This window comes from Pedobacter cryoconitis (genome assembly GCF_014200595.1).
Taxonomy (GTDB): domain Bacteria; phylum Bacteroidota; class Bacteroidia; order Sphingobacteriales; family Sphingobacteriaceae; genus Pedobacter; species Pedobacter cryoconitis_C.
Genome location: NZ_JACHCG010000001.1, coordinates 334,126 through 354,678 on the forward strand (window position 1 = coordinate 334,126; position 20,553 = coordinate 354,678).

Below are 20,553 nucleotides of genomic sequence, written 5' to 3' on the forward strand. Positions count from 1 at the left end.
TATTTAAATGCGTACTAATTGAAGGTATTTCCTAATTTAAATTAGCGTTTTAATTACGTCTGAAAAGAATATCATTTGATCATGGATAAAAAAGAGACAGAAACTTTTTGCCCGGCAAGTCAGCAAGACTGGAGAAATTGGTTAAACGAAAACCATAGCTCAAAACAAGCTGTCTGGCTTATTTATTATAAAAAGAAGGCGAATATTCCATCAATTACTTATAGCGATGCGGTTGATCAGGCACTTTGCTTTGGGTGGATCGACAGTACCAGGAAATCTCTTGGCGAGGAAACATTCATGCAGTTTTTTTGCAGGCGAAAACCAAATAGTGTCTGGTCAAAAGTTAATAAAGGAAAGGTGCAGCTATTAATTGATAGCGGATTGATGACTAAGGCGGGGTTTGACAGTATTGAAACTGCAAAACAGAATAATTCGTGGACAATTTTAGACGAGGTAGAAGAAGTTGTGATACCAATAGATCTGATCAGGGAGTTCGAAAGTAAATCAGGATCCGGTGAATATTTTTTGAGCTTAAGCAGGTCTGTAAGAAAAAGTATTTTACAATGGCTTGTTCTGGCCAGACGTCCGGAAACCAGGCAAAAAAGAATTACCGAAATAGCAGAGCTTGCAGCCCAAAAACTGAAACCCAAACAATTCAGGATTTAAATAAAATTAACCCCTCCCTACAAGCAGTAGAGAGGGGTTAATTTTATTTCTTAGCGACTCTGTAAAATCTGCCGCTGTCAGTTATTGCATATAATGCGCCATCTTTACCAACAGCAACCGCCCGAAAGCGTTCTCCTTCGCTCTTCAGTAGGCGCTCTTCACCAACTATCTTATTATTTTTAATGACTAATCTGGCAATATGCATACTGCTCAGACCGCTTACAAATAAGTTACCTTTCCATTCAGGGATCACATTGCTATTGTAAAAGGCAATTCCTGCGGGTGAAACTACAGGATCCCAGTAATAAATAGGTTGTTGAGTTCCGGCTTTTTGCTGAATACCAGCTCCTACTTTTTCACCACTGTATTCTATTCCGTAAGTAACTACAGGCCATCCGTAATTTTTCCCCGGACGAATAATGTTGATTTCATCACCACCTCTTGGCCCGAATTCTGATTCCCATAATTCGCCGGTTGCAGGGTTTATTGCTAAACCTTCAGGATTACGAAGACCATAGGCATAAATTTCAGGTCTCGCATTGGGTGTTTTTGCAAATGGGCCACCTGGAACGGCTTTTCCATTTTTAGTAATATGAATAATCTTTCCGATAGATGCATTCAGCGATTGTGCCTGCATACGGATGTCTGCTCCTGAACGCTCACCAGTACTTACAAATAAGTTTCCATTTTTATCAAATACGATACGGGAGCCGAATTGAAGACTTCCTTTATAGGCAGGTGTGGCACGGTATATGACTTCAATATTTTCTACCTTACTTTCATCTGCCGCTAATTTTCCTTTAGCAATAGCTAGTAAACTGCCTCCTGAAGCCTGTTCCGAATAAGCCCAGTAGATCATTTTATTGGTCGGAAACTGTGGATCAATATTTACATCCAGCAAGCCGCCCTGTCCGTCTGGAACCACTGCTGGTAAACCTGTGATTTTCTTCACTACTTTACCTGCTGTGTTTACGATAGCCATCGTGCCCATCTTTTCGGAAATTAAAAAACGTCCGTCAGGCAATAGGCAAATTCCCCAGGGATGTTCTAAAGTTTTAGTTAACAGGGTAACGGTAAAAGGTGTTTTGGTTTTTACACCAGCAATTCTTGTTTGTCCGGCAAAAGCAGGCTTGTATTTTGAATTGGCGGGCTGGGTTTCTACAGGTGGATTCAGACTACCGGCAGCTTTAGTTTGTGCATAACTGCTTGTACAGGCAAACAGCAGAGGCAGGAGAGTGGCATAAACAGCCGTGGTTCTTTTATAAGATCGCATCATGAGCTAATAAATATGGTTGGGTAAAACTACTTAAATCTACAATTTTTTTACTTCTCTCTCAATTCCTTCGCTACTCCTTTGATAAAAAGATAATTAACAGTTCCGCCAATCACACCACCAACTACCGGTATCAGCCGTCGGCTTGCTTTACTACCTAAGCCCATCAGGATTTTCTCTGCAACTTCTTCCATCACATTTTTGCTGATGGCTAGTTTAGTATCCGCTTTGACTGAGGAGGCAACAATCTTAAAAAAGTCATCAAAACTGATCTTATATTTGCCCGTACTGTGATAAGAAATGGCCAGTGTTACTCTGAACTGCTGAGCAATGATGTTGATCACATCCAGCGGAGTGCCGATTAACATCGTTCCAATACCACCTACACCGGTGATTAAACCAGAGCCGGCTGCCAGCAGTGCACATTGATTGATAAATTTGTCGACACCCATGGTATCCACGCCTTTCTTGATATTCAATTGATCAATCTGGTTGAAGATTTGTTTAAAACCACCTTCAGCAAGCTGCTTAAAGCCTTCCTTCGCGTCTTTCTTTACTTTTCCAAAACTTACATTCTTCAACGATGGTAATTTCATTATTTCTGATTTATAGCAATGTATACACCACTTTCATGCCAGAGCAGAGATTAGCAGATGATGACCTCGTTTTTTTACAAAGCTTCCAGGAATGAAATATAATCCAGCGTACTTTTCTCTATTCTTTCTGTACTAAGTTGATGCTCTGTTCCATAGAAAGCGAAGAGTGGTTTGTAATCAGCTTTCACATAGTCAAAAGTAAGCTCAAATGGAGCTGTCAATTGCTTTAAGGTGTATTTGTACCTACCCAATTCCTGGTAGTCTTCTTCGTTGATACCAACAGAAATGCTTAAGGCGATCTTTTTGTTGCTGAGTTTATAAGGACTTCCATTGCCATATGCCCACCCATGATTTAATACTACATCCAGCCATTTCTTGAAAAATGGTGGACAATTAAACCAATAGAATGGAAATTGAAATATAATTTTGTCATGCGCTTCTAACAGGAGCTGCTCTTGAATAATATCGATCTTTTCATCCGGATATAAATTATGCAGATCACGTACAGTATACTTTTCGGGATATTTATTTAATTCTTCCATCCAACGTTTGTTGACCACTGAATTTTCAGGATCCGGGTGAATGATAATAATCAGAGTTTTCATCTTACAGTTTTTAATGTACCTTATTTAATTTGTCGGGACAAAAGTGAATTTAAAAGAGGGGTTGGTCAATAAGTGGTTAATTAATCAGTTGGTGATCATTTAATCACCATGCATTAAACTGTCCGTTTGCTTACTTTTATGGCTTTAAAAATATAATTAGCTGATGTATCAACGAAAAATTCCAATTGATTATGAATGTGGCCTTAGTGTGGCTATGGAAGTAGTGGGCTCTAAATGGAAATTTTGTTTACTTGATGAAATTGCAAAAGGGACAACGCGTCCCAGGGATCTGGTTAATGCCATCAATGGAATTACCAAAAGGGTCTTGCAAAAACAATTGAGTGAATTGGAATTACATGGGCTCCTGGGAAAAACAATTTATGCAGAAGTTCCATTAAGAGTGGAATACTTTCTAACTGAATCAGGAAGATCTATATTACCTCTGGTTTCGGCTGTCGATAAATGGGGATTAAGTTTTGCACCGCAGCTAAAAAATATAATAGAAAAAGGACAGATAGAAATATAAATTTGAAATCAAATAGTGTCTATAATCTTATTTACACAGAACCAATAACAGTATTTGGTTATATTTATGAGTAACTATTCTAATTATAGAAATCATGGAAATTAAACGTAGTGGCTCGCAGCCTTCAGGTAAAGGTCCCGCAGAATATTTTACCGGATCAGTAAGGATCGATCCATTGATCAGTCCGCCGGAACCATCCCGTGTGGCAATGGCACTTGTAACTTTTGAACCTGGGGCACGCACCGCATGGCATACCCATCCTTTCGGACAAACGTTAATCGTGACTTCAGGATCAGGTTGGGTGCAACGTGAGGGCGGTACAAGAGAAGACATTCATCAAGGCGATGTGGTCTACTTTTTGCCTGCTGAAAAACATTGGCATGGAGCTACTAATACTACTGCGATGAGCCATATAGCCATTCAGGAAAAGCTGGACGGCTCACCAGTCGATTGGATGGAGCAGGTAACCGACGAACAGTACAATAATTAAAGATCAAAAAGAGGAGTTGGATTTCAGCTTATAAAAAAAGCCGCTTAACTAATTAAGCGGCTTTTTATGTTAAAATATGTTGAGCCTAGCTTACTGCTTTCGCTGCATCACGAAGGACTTTAATCGCATCATGTGCAGATTTAATATCTCCAGCTTGTCTGGTTACTGTTTCTAACGCGTCAGCGCTTAATTCTCCTTCTTCCAGAGCCAGTTTGTAAGCTGCTTTAATTGCATCTTCACCTCTTTCAGCTTCTGAAAGGATACTTGCACGGTCGCTGCCGCCAAATAAAGATTTAACATCGATCCAGGCACGGTGTAAAGTACCTGATACACTATTACCAGTTTCTACATCTTCTCCGTAACCTGCTACAATTGCAGTAAGTTCCTGGCTGAATTTGCGGCTTTGCTCACTGTATTTCAGAAATACTGCTTTCAAGTCGATATTTTCATCCTTGATGTCTGCAATTGCTTTTTCAAATCCCGCTACACGGTCATTGTTGATTTCTGTAAGATCGTTTAAAGTTGATATTGTTTTTTCTGATACGCTCATAGTAGTATTTGTTTTTGAATTAGAAGAACAACGTAATGCTGTGTTAGTTTTAAAAAAAATCGATTAACTGTTTTTATGGGTTGAAATAACCCCTGTAATCTTATTAAGATGCTCTATTAATTACTTTGAGTATAATTGCGATTACGGCAATCACTAAAAGCACATGTATTAAGCCACCGGCACCTGGTCCGAAGCCGTTAAAAAAGAATCCGAAAATCCATAATAAGATTAATATTACGGCGACGATGTAAAGTAGATTTCCCATAAGTTTGATTTAATAAGTTTAACCCGTCATAGCGCATTCAGTTCTTTTATTTAGAGGAATAAAGCTGACGGATTGATTAAACATGGGGGCGCACTAAATGTTTTACATTTTTATTTTGAATCGGTTAATATCGATAAACAACTGGACGATATGAACCCAGAAAATGTCTGATTCAAGGTTAAAATAGGCTTATTAATACATTATTATCTGGCTTAATAATGCTTATTGAAATATCTTGGAGTCAATATTTCAATTAAAAGTTATGAAAAAGCAACTAGAGATTACTTTGAGAATTGTGATTATTTTATTAGTTATCTTACTAATTTATCTGGAGTTAGTTTCAGATGCAAAGTGCTGGGTGAGTTAGTTACTCAACAGGCAATGTAAACCAGAAAGTACTGCCCTTACCTAATTCACTTTCAGCTCCGATCTGGCCATTATGTTTTTTAATGATTTCTGAGCAAATATAAAGTCCAAGTCCCAAACCTGTATAGTGGCTTCCAGAACTTTCTGCACGGTAATAACGGTCAAAAACATACCGAAGTTTTTCTGGTGGAATACCCGGGCCTTTGTCAATCACTGATACTTTGACTACGGTATCAGCCTTATCTATTCGGATGCGTATTTCTTTTGATTCAGGAGCATATTTTATCGCATTATTAATAAAATTAGCAACTATCTGTTCTATTCGTACATGATCAGCATAGACCTCTATTTCCATGTCACCTTCAATACTGACTGTATATAGGCCATCTCTGATGATGTCCTGATAACAATCCTTAATCACTTCCGAAAGATTGAAATGCTGCTGACGGATATGAAGCTGACCCTGATTGGCCATGCTGGAATTCAGCAGATCTTCGATAAGCGTATTTACTTTTTCCAAGCCTCTGTTTGCCTGCCCGATCAATTTTGGCAAAGCACCCGCAGGAGGATTATCCTTAATTCTATCCAAAAGCTGAAGAGATCCTCTTAAACTGGTTATCGGTGTCTTAAGCTCGTGACTGGCAATAATGATAAAATCGTCTTTATACTGTTGCAGTAACCTGAGTTCCTGTATATCTGTCGCTGTACCTACCCAAAGCTGCATCAATCCTTGTTGATCCATAATCGGCATTAAGCGGATCAGGTGCCATCTGTAAAGCTCATCTGCCCGTTTTACACGGATTTGAAACTCACCACCATTACCAGTTTTAAGGATAGAACTGAACTGGTCAAAACCAATTTTCAGGTCATCAGGGTGGACTACTGCTTTAAAGCCCAGAGCTCTTGTCTGCTGATCGTTGAACCCGGTATAATCATACCATCGCTGATTATAGAAAACGACATCTCCTTTAATTGTATTTGTCCAGGCAATCTGTGGAATTGTTTCCATCATACTGCGGAACCGGCTTTCACTTTCAGCAAGGGCTTCAGTACGGCGCGTAACCCTTGCTTCCAGCTCCTGATTTAGTTCTAAAAGCTCCTGATTGATAACTTTTAACTTTTCATCAGTGATTAATTTTTCTTTTCGTGCCTGCGTATCATTTAGCGCTCTGTTAATCTTTGTGGATAATGTAAATAGCTTACTTTTAGAAACATAGTCGGTTACTCCAGCCTTAATCAGCTCCACAGCATTCTCCTCTCCAATTGTACCGGAAATAATGATAAATGGAATATGAGGATGTTTATTCTGTTTGATTTGGAATGCCTCAGCCGCATCAAAAGATGGGAGTGAGTAATCCGATAAGATAAGATCGGGATCGAAACTGTTCAGTACGTTTTCAAAAGTTGTACGTGTCTGGACAATTTCAGCCGTAAAGTTCAGTCCTGATTTTTTTAACTCACGTTTAAGCAGATCAGCATCACTTTCGTTATCTTCAAGAATAAGTATTTTAAGATTTAGTGCCATTATCAATACGACATGAAAATTAGAGTAGGGAAATCAGTGTAAATGATGTTAATGTGCTGGCTGGCTTAAAACCATCCAGTATAAACCGATCTCTTTTACCGCATTAAAAAAGTTATCACTGTCAACTGGTTTAACGATATAACTATTTGCACCCAGCGCGAAACATTTTTCAATATCCGGGCCTTCATTGGATGATGTTAACATTACAATAGGGATAGATTTAAGATGCTGATCCGCTTTTAATTTTTCCAGTACTTGTAAACCAGATACCTTAGGCATTTTTAAATCCAGTAAGATAAGTTTGGGAAATTCTTTATCGCTTCTATCTGCATAAGCTCCTTTGCAATAAATAAAATCCAATGCTTCTGCACCATTAATAACATGGTATAGCTTATGGGTAAAGCCACTTTTTTTAAGCGCACGAATAGTTAATGCAGCATCATCAGTACTGTCTTCAACAAATAAAATTTCAACGTTATGATAGCTCATTTCTCTTTTTTTTATGATTTATGCCAGCAGACTAAAATAGAAACACGACCCCTCATCTACTTTTGATTCGGCCCAGACTGTTCCATTATGGCGCTGCACTATTTTTTGCACTATGGCCAGACCTATGCCTGTGCCCTCAAACTCTTCCTGAGAATGCAATCTTTGAAAAACCCCGAAAAGCTTATCATAATATTGCATATCAAATCCAGCTCCGTAGTCTTTTACATAATATACAATGAGATTGTCTTTGGTATAAGCACCGATTTCAATCTTAGTTTGTGTTTTATTTCTGGAATATTTAACAGCATTGGAAATGAGGTTGATCCATACCTGTTTAATCAGAGATTTGTCCCCTTTAGCATTTGGAAGTGTGCCCATTTCAAATTCAGGTATATTTTCATCATCTTCGAACAATAATTCTTCCCGAACCATATTCACCAGACCGGTCATTTGAATATCAGATACAGTAACCTGTTTCCTTCCAAGTTTTGAAAATGCGAGTAAATCATCAATCAGTTCGCCCATCTTTTTTGAATTACTGATGATAGCCTGAAGGATTTTTACTCCATCTGCATCGAATGTTTCCGCATAATCTTCCTTCAGAATTTTCGTATAGCCATTGATCGCTCTGATCGGTGCGCGTAAATCGTGTGATACAGAATAAGAAAAAGATTCTAGTTCTTTGTTCACAGACTCCAATTGTGCCGTACGTTCAATTACTTTTTGCTCTAATTCGTCATTTAATTTACGAATATCATCCTGTGCATTTTTAAGTTCCCTGTTCGCTATACTGAGTTCTTCAGCTCTTTTTTCTTTCTCTTCATTCTGAAAAGCAAGTTCCTTATTGGCGATGATCAGTTCAGCTGCCCGGTTTTCTTTTTCTTCATTCTGAAAAGCAAGCTCCTTATTGGCGATGATCAGCTCTGCTGCCCGGTTTTCTTTTTCTTCGTTCTGAAAAGCAAGCTCTTTATTCGCAATAACCAATTCTGCTGCCCGGTTTTCCTTCTCTTCATTTTGAAAAAGCAACTCCTTGTTCGCAATGATCAGTTCCGCTGCCCGGCTTTCGATTTCCTTGTTTTGAAGGACGATCTCTCTGTTCGCAATGATTAATTCATCAGAATCGTTTTTTTTCATATGCATAACTTGCAAGGTCGTATTTAAAAATATGGTGGAAATAAAATGTAATGAAACCTATTAATTCGGGCAGGAAGGAAAAAACCTTTTATTAGTTTCTAAAGCTACCATAATATTAGCCGGTATTTGTTTAAAACAACATATATATGTTTTTAAGCTATCTCAGGGATTTGCTGCTGCGTAACCTGTTCATCCCTTATATTTTAATTTGATCACAAAGTGATATAACTTTGTAATCAGTTATACCAATGAAATCTGCTGAAAAAATTGAAAGAGATCAAAAACAAGAGGTGCAAGCACTAAAAGATACACTTTACGTACTCGGAGGGAAATGGAAACTCCCAATTATCAATTCCATATGTAATGGCAATAAACGCTTCAGGGAAATAGAAAGAAGTATTCCCGGCATTACGACAAGGATGTTGTCCAGGGAGCTGAAAAATATGGAGCTGAATAACCTGGTGAAAAGAACTGTTGACAGAGATGCAGATATCCAGGTGATTTATGAATCTACAGACTACTGTAAATCATTTGGCCCAATTATCCTGGAGATGATCAAATGGGGGACAGCACACAGGAAAATTATAGCAGGAAAAGATCCGGCCGGTAAATAAGTTTTATCTGTTTTCAAGCCAGCTTAAAAAACCACTCGTCTTTTCTTTACCGATCAGTAACTTATCAGGGCTGGGAATAACCAGGTTAACAAATAGTTTCCTGTCGAAATAATGCTCTACTTCTTTAATCGCACTAAAGTTGATCAGGTACTGTCTGTTTAACCTGAAAAATTGTTTGGATGAAAGTAAGCTCTGTACCTGATCCATAGACTGCGTGATTGCATATTCCTGACCTTGAAAAGTCATCAACGTAGCAGAATCGTTCCTGATATAAATAAAAGCAATAATTTCTGTTTGTATAGTCAGATACTTGTTGTTTTTAAAAACCAGGAAGCTTTTCTTTCCTTCATCCAGGCCAATCTTCTTTAGTAATCCATCTAAATCAGGCTGGGAATGCTGCTGAAAAAAGTTTTTGAAATTCTCTACTTTTTCAAAAGCCGCATTCAACTCTTCCTTAGAAAAAGGCTTCAGTAAATAATCAATTCCATTTGCTTTGATCGCGTCCATTGAATATTCACCATAGGCAGTACAGAAGATGACAGGGCACTGGATTTTAACCGATTTTAAGATTTCGAAAGAAAGACCATCAGAAAGCTGAATATCCATGAAAATAAGATCGGGCTGCTCATGCTCAGAAAAATAACTGACTGCACTCTCAATACTTTGCAGCTGCGCAATAATTGTAGCCGCAGGTCTTAATTTGGAAATCATATTAGCCAATGATTTTGCTGCTTTAAGCTCGTCTTCAATGATGATTATTTTCATAGATAATAGGGAGTTTGATACTGAATAAGGTTTCACTGACCTGTATTTCGATTGCCTTATTTAAAAGATGTGTATAGCGCTGATTAATGTTCTCTAATCCCAGTCCCGTGGAAATTTCGCGGGTAGTTTTCAGCTGAAGCCTGTTTTCAACAACCAGTATATCCTTTTCTGAGTATAATTTGATTTTAAGGGGCTTATCAAAAGATACAATGTTATGCTTGATACAATTTTCAACCAGAAGCTGAAGCGTAAAAGGAGGGATAAGAGACTGCTCATAATCCGGATTGATATCAATAGAAAGATCAATTCCCTCTTCAAAGCGCGCCTTCAACAGGAACACATAAGCATCCAGTATTTCCAGTTCTTCAGCAAGCCTGATCAGGTCAAGTTTACGGCTTTCCAGCGTAAACCGGTAAAAGTTAGAAAGTTTAAGGATAAAATCTACACTATGCTCATCCTCACTCTCCACCATATATTTTAAGGTGTTCAGGCTATTGAACAAGAAATGTGGATTTACCTGCTGTTTAAGCAGTTCATATTGTGCACCAAGATTATCTGCTTTAGTTCTTTCCAGCTCTATACCTACCTGTTGATTTTGATAACTCTGATGTAAAAGATGAAGAAACATATAAAAAGCAATATTGACCAGGATACCCCTCACTTCAAACATTAACATCACCGGGCCAAAATTCAGATGTGATAACAGATATTGCTGGATACAAGCCAGGATAAACATCACTGCGATCCCGAAAAATAAGCCCTTAACCAAACGCATAACAGAAAAACCATTACTTACATCCTTTGAAGAATAAACCGGAAGCGTAAGGATATTATAATACCAGATCAGCACTGCAAACAGAAAGGTTACAGTGGAATCGACCAGTGCTTCATAAGGGTTAAAATGATGTTCGGCAATTTTTGGAACAGACGTTAATATGCCTAATAGAAGAGAGCTAAGCCATATTATTTTATTCGAAATCTTAAATGTTTTCTTATTCATATCGCCACATCAAATATAGTATTTACAACGAAAGTATGATTTGGGAGGGAGATATAATTTATGGATCAAGCTGGAATAGACAATGTTGATCCTGTAATTGGCATAAGCCGGGTTCAAGCTCCAGTTCTAATTTATGCCTTGTTTATTCTGATTTCAAGGCTCATCATCAGCTTGTCCATTTCAACTCTCAATTCGCCGGATTCAACTGAATATTACAAACTGCGGGGGTTGCTGATAGGGTACTTTTATGGAAAAAAAACAAGCAAAATGAAACTTTCAAAACGACACAAAATCATAGCGGTAATGCTAACCATATGCTTAACTATTATCATAATTGTCTCCTTAACTAATGCGCGCGCCATATCTAATCCGCCCGTTACCGGTGAAATTCAGGTTCCACCGGGGGTTAAGCAGATCTTTGAGCGTGCCTGCTACAACTGTCATTCTAACGAAACTCAACTGCAATGGTATGATAAACTACCAATTATTTCTTCTGTAGTAGCCAGGGATGTTACAGAAGCCAGAAAGCATATTAATTTTTCCGAATGGGCCAGCTTATCTCCGGCCGATCAGAAGGTTACACTTTGGGAGATCTGTAATATGGTGAATGCCGGTAAAATGCCGTTAAAATCTTATACCACCTTCCACCCTTCAGCAAAAGTTTCTTCAGCAGAGCTTTCTGTTTTAAAAAGCTATCTCTATACTTTGAAAATCACGCCTGTAGAAGATACCAGCAGAATAAACAGCGCGATTATCCAGTATCGTCAATGGCAAAAGAAGCAAGTTGTTCAGCAGACGGTTCCGGTTTCTGTAAATGGAATCAAGCACATGCCTGAGTACAGAAACTGGCAGGTCATGAGTACGACCTCCCGTTTTGACAATGGAACAATGCGTGTGATGTATGCAAATCCGATCGCAGCTCAGGCCATCAGAGATAAAAATATCAATCCATGGCCGCAAGGCGCTGTGATTGTAAAAGTAGTCTGGGAAAAACTAGAAGATAAAGAAGGAAATATCCGTCCGGGAAAATTTATAAATATCCAATATATGGTTAGGGATAAAGAAAAATTCAGTGCTACAGAAGGGTGGGGCTTTGCAAGATTCGATACACCAGGATTAAAACCTTACGGTACACTGGCAAGCTTTAAAAAATGTATCGCTTGTCACCAGGCCGTAAAGCCAACAGGATTCGTGTTTGATTTATCCACTAAAAAATAACCTGTTAAAAATTAACCTTTTAAATATCAAAATATATGAAAACTTATCTGTTATACTTATTAACCGGATTCCTGCTGATCAGCAATGGTTGCGTACCAGCAGCAAATAAAAAGATTACGATCAGGGCGCTTGAATTCAACAGCGGCAAACTAAAAGTTGTGACCAGTTATGCCAATGAAAAATTAAATATCATGTCTATGCTATATGGTAATGAATCAGCATTAAAGTATAGTATCAAAGGGGATCATGGACATGTAGCTGGTGAAGTTTTTAAACTGGCCACGTTTGAGCAGCAGGATCATGAACTTTGGTATGGCAGTAAAATTAATGGGGCATTGCTCCGGGTTGAAACTATTCGTACCGTACAGCAGAAGGAGGGTATAACCCCTTTATATACCATTGAATATTACGGTACAGCCAAGCCTGATCAACCGGATAAGAATGCCAGGATTAAATTTATCCTTGAACAAAAAGCTTCTTTATTTCCATAAACAGGAATATTTTTTTTATTCGTCTGTTTTTTAGTTAGTTACTGGTATATGGCGTTTTCTTATTAAATAACGATATATGATGACAGATTTATCAATTAAATAATGCTGATACTTTTGTAACATAAAAATGACATGTTTTGATTTTAGAAAAAAATCAATATTTTAGATCAACATATTTATTTTATTTAACCTAAAATCATTACAAAATGAAAAAAATTAAATTAAATTCAGAAAGATTGCGCCTTAAAAAAGAAAAAGTTGCTTCTTTAACTACTGATCAAATGGGTAAAGTTTATGGTGGAATACCAGAAACAACTGCTACAAGAAGATTTTGCTGTGACTTTTCAGATGTGATCTGCCCTGAAGTGCCTTAGGATGTTGCGTTTAATACGTAGCATTAAAATTCTAACTAAACACAATTTTTATTTAACCTAAAATCATTGCCAAATGAAAAAAATTAAATTGAATTCAGAAAGACTTCGTTTGAAGAAAGAAAAAGTTGCTTCATTGACTACAGATCAAATGGGTAAAGTTTATGGTGGATTACCAGTGACAACGCTGACAAGACAATTCTGCTGCCACATCACAGATCCAGTAATCTGCTCTCTTGAACCTTAAACTTTATACTTCAACAAGTCACGTTAAAATTTTAATTAAACACAATTATTTATCTAACCTAAAATCATTGCCAAATGAAAAAAATTAAATTAAACTCAGAAAGACTACGTCTGAAAAAAGAAAAAGTTGCTTCATTGACCACGGAGCAAATGGGTAAAGTTTATGGTGGAATACCAGTTACGACTATTACCAGAAGATTCTGCTGCGACCTGTCAGATTCGATCTGTCCTGTTGAGCCTTAGTCTTAAATTTAAACACATCACGTTTAAATCTTCGCAAAACACAATTTTTATTTAACCTAAAATCATTATCAAATGAAAAAAATTAAATTGAATTCAGAAAGACTACGCCTGAAAAAGGAAAAAGTTGCTTCATTGACTACAGATCAAATGGGTAAAGTTTATGGTGGAATACCATTAACGACTATTACCAGGAAATTCTGCTGCGACTTTACAGATATTTTAATCTGTCCAGTTGAACCTTAGTCTTTTAGATTAAACTAACCATGTTTAAATCTTAACAAAACAGAACTAATTTATTTAACCTAAAATCATTACAAAATGAAAAAAATTAAATTGAATTCAGAAAGACTGCGCCTGAAAAAGGAAAAAGTTGCTTCATTGACAACAGGAGAAATGAGTAAAATTTATGGTGGAGTAATCCCACCAATTACACTTGTTACCAGGAGAATCTGTTGTGAATTTACAGATATAGCAATGTGCGGTGTTGAACCCGTAGGCAATTAAGTTTAAAAACTTAAGGATGAAGAATAGCCAGTTTATAAACTGGCTATTCTTCCGTACTAAACAGTTGACGGCTAATTTTTTTTATGAAAGACGAAATTCAAACTATACTTGATAAAATATATTTATCACTCAAAACCCATGATTATTATCAGCCATCGCTCCTTGACGGAGAAGCAGGATATTGTCTTTTCGACCAGTTTTATATCAGCTATACTGGTATCGATGCGGTAAACCACGCTGACAATGTAGAGGATTTCGAAAATAATCTCCAAACACTTTCTGAAGATTCAATTGGTTGTCCCAGTCCTTTCTTTTCCTCTGGTAAAGCAGGGGTTAACTGGTTTTTTTCCTATTTAAAAGCTAAGGATGTATTAGACGAAGAGAACTGGGAAATACTATGCGATGATGACCCTGAATTATTTGAGCAGGCTATTCTTTACCTGAAAGATGGAAATTATGACTTTCTTCATGGTTCCATCGGAATAGCTTACCATTCATTATATGCGCAAACAAATCAATACACTACATTTCAGGAAACATTTTTTCAGCTGCTGTATAAGCTTGCCTATCAGTCACCAGATAAAATGTTTATTGCCCATTTTGATCTGACCAATCTAGTACCTGTACCCAATAAAATTAACCTGGGTATGGCACACGGTTTAATCAGTGTTTTAAAATTCTGTCTGCAATGTTATCAAAAGAATATCTGTTCTGTAGCTGCTAAAAAACTGGCACTGGATATCGCAGACCTGTTCAGGTCAACTATCAACAGAAATACCAATAACAGCCTGTTCCCTAATATATTGATGCTCGATGAGCCGGCAAAAGGATACAGTCGTGTGGGATGGTGTTATGGAGACTTAAGCATAGGTTTTGTACTCTACCAGGCCGGGGTGGTTTTTGAAGACACTGCCCTGAAAGATTTGGGTACAGAAATACTTATACATACCTCCAAAAGAAGAAGTGAAGAACAAACTATGGTCAGGGACGCCGGGATTTGTCATGGCAGTGCAGGTATAGCTCATGTTTACAATAAAATGTGGCATTACACTAAAAACCCTGTTTTCAAAGAAGCCTGCGACTTTTGGATACAGCAAACATTAGACTTTTCCATCCACCCGGATGGCTATGCAGGTTTCAAATCCTATTCACCAGATGCCAGTGGAAAATATACAAACTCTTATGGATTATTAAATGGAATAAGTGGAATTGGATTGGTACTTCTCAGCTACCTCACCGGAGATTTTAGCTGGGATTACTGCATCATGCTTAATGATTAAATATATGATTAAAAGTTATTCCTTTGTTTTACTGCGCGCTCCATTGCAGAGCCTGAACTTAGCCAATGACTTTTCGGCAAACAGACAAACCCTGCTTCAGGAAGGAATCTATTTATCCTCACCCGAATTCTGGAAAGAACTGTTAAAAGAGAATGATCTTAGCACAAAAGAAAAGGAAAAACTGGAGCTGTCCTTTGCCAAATACTGGCTGCGCAGTTGTAGCAGATGTACACCATATGGTACATTGGCGGGCGTTAAATTGGTAGACATCAAAGCAGAAGAAACTAACCTTCAGCTGGGTCATGCCGATCAGCATATCCGTAGTGTCCGTTTGGATATGAACTATCTTAACGAAATTATCACTTACCTGAACACTGTTCCTGAAATTGTCAGACAGCTTAAGTTCTTTACGAACAATAGCCTATACGAACTCCCGGACAGTTATCGCTATGCAACTTATTCTTTGATAGATACGCAGCGTGTTTACGAGCTCACCTCTATAGAAAAGACAAATTATATAACAGAAATTCTTCTGGCAGCCCAAAAAGGCGCTACACTGGAAAGTCTGGCACAAATACTTAAAAGTCATGAAAATATAAGTCTGGAAGAGGCTGCTGAATTTATTACCGATATGGTTGATTCGCAACTTATCTTATCAGACTTAGAACCCTGTGTTACCGGTAAAGATCCCCTGGATCTGTTAATTGAGCGCTTAGAAACGCTTCATCATGTCGATGAATTACTTGTGAAATTAAAGGAAGGTCAACAGCTGATCAAGAACCCGAAGGCAGGAGTGAGCTACTATAAAGAAATAGAAAATAGCTTAAAAGCACTCGATTTCCCGATAGAAATTCCACCAAATCTATTGCAAACTGATCTTTTCTTTGCTGCAAAAGGGCAGACAATCGATCAAAGTATTATTGACCGTATTCTTAAACAAACCGAAGACTTATACGCGCTGAGCTTGTCGGGCGAAGGCAGGGATCTGAATAACTTTAAAACTAAGTTTTCGGCGCGTTATGAATTTGAAGAAGTCCCGTTATCATTAGCATTAGATGCAGAGCTGGGCATAGGTTATGCCGGGAGTGACCAATCCTCAGCCGGCGAAAACAGGCTGGTTGAAAACCTCATTTTAAAAGGCCCTGTTGCCGGAAAAACTATAAATTTTGACTACATACAGGAATTTGTTCTGCATAAACATAACGACTATCTTCAACATCAAAAAAGCACTATTGAAATAACTGAGGAAGAATTAAAATCATTCAGGCCCAGGATTGCAAACTATAAATTTTCAAACAGCTTACACCTGATGGGAAGTTTGTTGAAATCTGACGGTAAGCTGGATGCAGAAAATTTCATTTTTGAGCTTTTCAGTTTTGGAGGGACTTCTTCAGGTAATCTCCTGTCCAGATTTGCTCATGGAGATCAGCAGCTCTGTGATTTTACAAAGGACATCCTTAAAGAAGAAGAGAAGGAATTCCCGGATCATATTTATGCAGATATTGTACACCTTCCGCAAGCCAGGGTCGGTAATGTATTGCTCAGACCTCTATTGCGTAACTATGAAATACCTTATATCGGGAAATCTGGTTTAACACCAGAAAATCAAATACCTATAGAAGATATCATGGTTTGCGTTAAAAACAATAAAGTACTTTTGAGGAGTAAAAAACATAATAAATATATCCTTCCCAAGCTTACTTCTGCTCATAATTTCTCCACCCGGAGTTTACCCGTTTATAAGTTCTTATGTGACTTGCAAACGCAGGGACAAGCACAACCTGATGCCTGGAACTGGGGCGTATTATCTTCGCTGACTTATCTGCCAAGGGTTGTTTACAAAAATTTAATCGTCAGAAAAGCACGATGGATCCTTAAAAAAGAAGAGTTGCCAGCTATTCCAAAAGAGAGGAATGACTATTTGAGCTATTGCCAGGCACTGAGAACTCAATACCAGATCCCGCAGAAAGTTGCTTATGTGGAACACGACAATAAGCTTTTACTTGACCTGGAACAACAAGCAGGTGCTGACTTGTTTATTCATTATCTGAAACGTTATGAAAGTGTGCAGCTTGAAGAATTCCTGTTTACCAATGAAAACTGTATCGTTTACGACGCAAATGGAAATCCGCATACCAATGAATTGATCATCCCCTTAAAAAGGGAACAAGGCGTTTCAGATCATAGTGTGGTAAAACGTACCGTGAAAATTGACCTGGCCTCTCCAAAGAATGAGATCCAGGTTAAAAGAAAGTTTTCTCCATTTAGTGAGTGGTTGTTTTTCAAAATTTATTGCGGGCCGACAGCAGGTGAAAAAATACTGAAAAACGAACTGCTGGAATTTGTGGAAGACGGTATCGATCAAAACTTATTTGAGAAATTTCATTTCATCCGGTACATCGATGAATCTTTTCACATCCGGGTCAGATTTTACAACTCAGACTTAGCAAAGCAATTGAAAGTTCAGCAACAATTCATGGAAAAACTGGAACCGTTGCTTGCCAATAACCTGATCAGTAAAGTAGTGCTGGATACTTATTCAAGAGAGCTGGAACGTTATGGCGCGCCCATTATAACAGAAGTAGAATCTCTGTTTTTCAATGATAGCCTGGCAGTACTCAAATTTGCCAGACTGCTGGACAGTCCTGAATTAGAAGAATACCGGTTTTTATTTGCACTTAGAGGAGCAGATATGCTTTTAACCGATTTTGGTTATACAACTCTTGAGAAAAAAGAGCTGTTAAAAAGGCTCCAGATGGGGTTTTTCAGAGAATTTGGCAGTGATCCAGGATTACAAAAACAACTGAATGAGAAATATCGCCAAAAACAGAAAAGTATCTTTTTGCATATGAATGCTGATCTGGATGAATTAAATGAGATTGAAGAAGCGGTGGCCGTTTATCAAAAAAGGTCGGCCATGAACAGCGTGGTTTATCAAACTATTCTGCTTAAACAAGGTAACCATACACCTCCCGACGACCTTATGGAAAGCCTCTTGCATATGTATCTGAATCGTTTGCTGGTCAATAATCCGCGGAAACATGAATTGGTTATATATCATTTTCTGGAAAAATATTACAGCTCACAACTGGCTATCTCAACCCATGTACCTAAATTAGCTATTACTCAATAATAAATACAAAGCGCTTCATGAGTTTTCCCTTTTACAAACAATTCGATCTGATGGACTGCGGTCCCACCTGTCTTCGCATGGTAGCTAAACATTACGGGCGCAGTTTTAAAGTGCAAACATTGAGGCAATACTGCGAAATCAACAGAGAAGGAGTATCCCTGTTAGGTATTCATAATGCTGCGGAAAAGATTGGATTTGAGTCCGATGCGATTATAACCAGTTTGAAGGGATTGGGAGAAACCCAATTGCCGGTAATTTTGCACTGGAGACAGAATCACTTTGTGGTACTTCATAAAATAAAGAACGATAAATACTTCATTGTTGACCCTGGAAATGGACATGTCAAACTTAACGCAGAAGACTTTTCCCGGAATTGGATAGATAAGGAAAGTACTGAAGGTATAGCCCTCACCTTAACTCCAACTCCTGAATTTTATGCACATGAAAATGAAGCAGGCAGTGAAGTTCGCTGGTCATTTTTATTTGGCTATTTCAAAACTTACCGCAAGCTGGTTATTCAACTGGTTTTTGGTCTGGCTGCGGGAAGTATATTACAATTGATTGCTCCATTTTTAACGCAATCCATTGTGGATGTCGGAATTAATACCCGTAACCTTAATTTTATCTATATCATTCTTATCGCACAAGGAGCATTGATTATTGGACGTATCAGTGTAGACTTTATCCGGTCATGGATATTATTGCATATCAGTATCCGGGTTAATATTTCTATCCTGACCGACTTCATTATCAAGCTGATGAAGCTCCCAATGGTCTTTTTTGATACCAAGATGACTGGTGATATTATGCAGCGGATGAATGATCAGAAGAAGATAGAAACCTTTTTGACAGGAACGGCATTAACTACCCTGTTTTCTATCTTTAACTTATTGATTTTCTCCGTAGTGATTGCTTATTATAATCTCACTATCTTTTTTGTCTTTCTGATCAGCAGTTCATTATACATGGGCTGGATTGTCCTGTTTCTTAATCGCCGGAAGATACTTAACTATAAAAGTTTTGAAATATCAGCAAAAAACCAGAGCAATGTAGTACAGCTGGTTACCGGGATGCAGGAAATCAAACTCAACAACTGCGAACAGCAGAAACGGTGGGAATGGGAAGATATTCAAGCAAGTCTGTTTAATGTTAATGTAAAAAACCTGGCTTTGAGCCAGTATCAGCAAGGCGGATCAACACTAATTAACGAAGGAAAAAATCTGCTGATCGCATTTTTAAGCGCTAAAGCAGTGATAGACGGAGATATGACGCTGGGTGCTATGGTCGCAGTACAATATATTATTGGACAACTGAACGGGCCCATAGAACAAATGCTTGGTTTCATACAAGGCTTTCAGGATGCGAGGATCAGTTTGGAACGGCTAAATGAAATTTATCAGATGGATGATGAAGAGCAGCCGGATAAAGAATGGAACGACACCCTTCCAGCTCAGAAAGATATCAGTATTGAGCAGTTATCATTTCGTTATCCCGGTACAGGAAATCTGCCCGTACTCCGGAACATTGATCTGAAAATCCCACAAGGCAAAACAACTGCAATTGTAGGGATGAGCGGTAGTGGAAAAACTACAATCCTGAAGTTATTGTTAAGGTTTTATCAACCCGATCATGGTGAAATCAACATTGGAACTGAATCATTGAACAGTATCAGCTATAAAGCATGGCGTGAGGAATGCGGCGTAGTGATGCAGGACGGCTTTATATTTTCTGATACGATTGAACGTAATATTGCTGTAGGTGAAATCCCTGCTGATCCGGTGAAATTGAACCACGCCATCAGAGTAGCTAACATCCAGGATTTTATTGATGGTTTGCCGCGTGGCTTAAATACAATGATCGGTGCCGAAGGTAATGGCGTAAGTCAGGGACAGCTACAGCGGATGTTAATAGCCCGTGCCGTATACAAAGATCCCGAGTATATCTTTTTTGATGAAGCTACTAATTCACTGGACGCTAATAACGAGTGGACGATCATGAATAATCTCAAAGAATTTTTTACGGGAAGAACTGTAATTATCGTAGCCCACCGGTTGAGTACAGTCAGGGATGCTGATAATATCATTGTACTGGATAAGGGGCGTATCATTGAACAAGGGACACACCAGGAATTGAGCCAGTTAAAAGGGGCTTATTATCTGCTTGTCAAAAATCAGCTGGAGTTAGGAACATAATCAACATTTAA

Annotated in this window: 24 protein-coding genes; 14 read left to right on the forward strand and 10 right to left on the reverse strand. The window is 38.2% G+C overall.

Annotated elements, in window-relative coordinates; all coding sequences use genetic code 11:
• The first annotated feature begins 81 nt into the window (after positions 1-81).
• Entirely contained in the window at positions 82-666 is a 585-nt protein-coding gene (locus HDE70_RS01605) for a YdeI/OmpD-associated family protein (RefSeq protein WP_183867773.1), read from the forward strand.
• Between the two features lie 43 nt (positions 667-709).
• On the opposite strand, the gene HDE70_RS01610 is transcribed toward HDE70_RS01605, so the two are convergent.
• The 3 genes from HDE70_RS01610 to HDE70_RS01620 form a co-directional block, all read right to left on the reverse strand.
• Positions 710-1,942 carry a PQQ-dependent sugar dehydrogenase gene (locus tag HDE70_RS01610; RefSeq protein ID WP_260159857.1) on the reverse strand — a complete coding sequence of 411 codons (1,233 nt, stop codon included), beginning with the start codon at positions 1,940-1,942 and terminating at the stop codon, positions 710-712.
• A gap of 47 nt (positions 1,943-1,989) precedes the next feature.
• Entirely contained in the window at positions 1,990-2,535 is a 546-nt protein-coding gene (locus HDE70_RS01615) for a hypothetical protein (RefSeq protein ID WP_183867772.1), read from the reverse strand.
• Between the two features lie 74 nt (positions 2,536-2,609).
• On the reverse strand, positions 2,610-3,140 hold the full coding sequence (locus HDE70_RS01620) for an NAD(P)H-dependent oxidoreductase (RefSeq protein ID WP_183887640.1): 531 nt from the start codon (positions 3,138-3,140) through the stop codon (positions 2,610-2,612).
• Between the two features lie 163 nt (positions 3,141-3,303).
• Between HDE70_RS01620 and HDE70_RS01625 the strand changes: the two genes are divergently transcribed.
• Together HDE70_RS01625 and HDE70_RS01630 are read left to right on the forward strand one after the other, a co-directional pair.
• Positions 3,304-3,666 carry a winged helix-turn-helix transcriptional regulator gene (locus HDE70_RS01625; protein WP_183867770.1) on the forward strand — a complete coding sequence of 121 codons (363 nt, stop codon included), beginning with the start codon at positions 3,304-3,306 and terminating at the stop codon, positions 3,664-3,666.
• 94 nt (positions 3,667-3,760) lie between these two features.
• The gene (locus HDE70_RS01630) at positions 3,761-4,156 is read left to right on the forward strand and encodes a cupin domain-containing protein (RefSeq protein ID WP_183867769.1); all 396 of its coding nucleotides are present in this window, start codon (positions 3,761-3,763) and stop codon (positions 4,154-4,156) included.
• A gap of 85 nt (positions 4,157-4,241) precedes the next feature.
• Here the strand turns inward: HDE70_RS01630 and HDE70_RS01635 are convergent, their stop codons facing one another.
• The 5 genes from HDE70_RS01635 to HDE70_RS01655 all read right to left on the reverse strand — a co-directional run bounded on the left by HDE70_RS01635 (position 4,242) and on the right by HDE70_RS01655 (position 8,485).
• Positions 4,242-4,706 (reverse strand): ferritin-like domain-containing protein, encoded by a 465-nt coding sequence (locus tag HDE70_RS01635; RefSeq protein WP_183887642.1) that lies wholly within the window; start codon positions 4,704-4,706, stop codon positions 4,242-4,244.
• Between the two features lie 103 nt (positions 4,707-4,809).
• Positions 4,810-4,971: a lmo0937 family membrane protein gene (locus tag HDE70_RS01640; protein WP_183867767.1), complete on the reverse strand. Its 162-nt coding sequence runs from the start codon at positions 4,969-4,971 to the stop codon at positions 4,810-4,812.
• A gap of 367 nt (positions 4,972-5,338) precedes the next feature.
• Positions 5,339-6,862: an ATP-binding protein gene (locus tag HDE70_RS01645; RefSeq protein ID WP_183867766.1), complete on the reverse strand. Its 1,524-nt coding sequence runs from the start codon at positions 6,860-6,862 to the stop codon at positions 5,339-5,341.
• A gap of 48 nt (positions 6,863-6,910) precedes the next feature.
• A complete protein-coding gene (locus tag HDE70_RS01650) occupies positions 6,911-7,351 on the reverse strand; it encodes a response regulator (protein WP_183867765.1) in 441 nt (146 codons plus the stop codon).
• Positions 7,352-7,369: 18 nt separating this feature from the next.
• The gene (locus tag HDE70_RS01655) at positions 7,370-8,485 is read right to left on the reverse strand and encodes a sensor histidine kinase (protein ID WP_183867764.1); all 1,116 of its coding nucleotides are present in this window, start codon (positions 8,483-8,485) and stop codon (positions 7,370-7,372) included.
• A 248-nt stretch (positions 8,486-8,733) separates the two neighbouring features.
• Between HDE70_RS01655 and HDE70_RS01660 the strand changes: the two genes are divergently transcribed.
• Positions 8,734-9,099, forward strand: coding sequence for a winged helix-turn-helix transcriptional regulator (locus tag HDE70_RS01660; protein ID WP_183887644.1), 366 nt, complete (start codon positions 8,734-8,736; stop codon positions 9,097-9,099).
• A gap of 3 nt (positions 9,100-9,102) precedes the next feature.
• On the opposite strand, the gene HDE70_RS01665 is transcribed toward HDE70_RS01660, so the two are convergent.
• Positions 9,103-9,864, reverse strand: coding sequence for a LytR/AlgR family response regulator transcription factor (locus HDE70_RS01665; RefSeq protein WP_183887646.1), 762 nt, complete (start codon positions 9,862-9,864; stop codon positions 9,103-9,105).
• The gene (locus tag HDE70_RS01670; protein ID WP_183887648.1) at positions 9,845-10,864 is read right to left on the reverse strand and encodes a sensor histidine kinase; all 1,020 of its coding nucleotides are present in this window, start codon (positions 10,862-10,864) and stop codon (positions 9,845-9,847) included. The genes HDE70_RS01665 and HDE70_RS01670 overlap by 20 nt, the downstream gene beginning before the upstream one ends.
• A 267-nt stretch (positions 10,865-11,131) precedes the next feature.
• Between HDE70_RS01670 and HDE70_RS01675 the strand changes: the two genes are divergently transcribed.
• The 10 genes from HDE70_RS01675 to HDE70_RS01720 all read left to right on the forward strand — a co-directional run bounded on the left by HDE70_RS01675 (position 11,132) and on the right by HDE70_RS01720 (position 20,542).
• Positions 11,132-12,082 (forward strand): heme-binding domain-containing protein, encoded by a 951-nt coding sequence (locus tag HDE70_RS01675; protein WP_183887650.1) that lies wholly within the window; start codon positions 11,132-11,134, stop codon positions 12,080-12,082.
• Between the two features lie 35 nt (positions 12,083-12,117).
• Positions 12,118-12,573 carry a hypothetical protein gene (locus HDE70_RS01680; protein ID WP_183887652.1) on the forward strand — a complete coding sequence of 152 codons (456 nt, stop codon included), beginning with the start codon at positions 12,118-12,120 and terminating at the stop codon, positions 12,571-12,573.
• Between the two features lie 206 nt (positions 12,574-12,779).
• Complete coding sequence (locus tag HDE70_RS01685; protein ID WP_183867758.1) at positions 12,780-12,947, forward strand: class I lanthipeptide; 168 nt, start codon at positions 12,780-12,782, stop codon at positions 12,945-12,947.
• 73 nt (positions 12,948-13,020) lie between these two features.
• Entirely contained in the window at positions 13,021-13,191 is a 171-nt protein-coding gene (locus tag HDE70_RS01690) for a class I lanthipeptide (protein WP_183867757.1), read from the forward strand.
• A 74-nt stretch (positions 13,192-13,265) separates the two neighbouring features.
• Positions 13,266-13,433 (forward strand): class I lanthipeptide, encoded by a 168-nt coding sequence (locus HDE70_RS01695; protein WP_157287913.1) that lies wholly within the window; start codon positions 13,266-13,268, stop codon positions 13,431-13,433.
• 72 nt (positions 13,434-13,505) lie between these two features.
• Positions 13,506-13,676, forward strand: coding sequence for a class I lanthipeptide (locus tag HDE70_RS01700; protein ID WP_183867756.1), 171 nt, complete (start codon positions 13,506-13,508; stop codon positions 13,674-13,676).
• A 75-nt stretch (positions 13,677-13,751) separates the two neighbouring features.
• Positions 13,752-13,937: a class I lanthipeptide gene (locus tag HDE70_RS01705; RefSeq protein ID WP_183867755.1), complete on the forward strand. Its 186-nt coding sequence runs from the start codon at positions 13,752-13,754 to the stop codon at positions 13,935-13,937.
• 83 nt (positions 13,938-14,020) lie between these two features.
• Positions 14,021-15,217, forward strand: a complete 1,197-nt coding sequence (locus HDE70_RS01710) for a lanthionine synthetase LanC family protein (RefSeq protein ID WP_183887654.1) — start codon at positions 14,021-14,023, stop codon at positions 15,215-15,217.
• A 4-nt stretch (positions 15,218-15,221) separates the two neighbouring features.
• Positions 15,222-18,350, forward strand: a complete 3,129-nt coding sequence (locus tag HDE70_RS01715; RefSeq protein WP_183887656.1) for a lantibiotic dehydratase — start codon at positions 15,222-15,224, stop codon at positions 18,348-18,350.
• A 17-nt stretch (positions 18,351-18,367) separates the two neighbouring features.
• Positions 18,368-20,542 (forward strand): peptidase domain-containing ABC transporter, encoded by a 2,175-nt coding sequence (locus tag HDE70_RS01720; RefSeq protein ID WP_183867752.1) that lies wholly within the window; start codon positions 18,368-18,370, stop codon positions 20,540-20,542.
• Positions 20,543-20,553 lie beyond the last annotated feature (11 nt).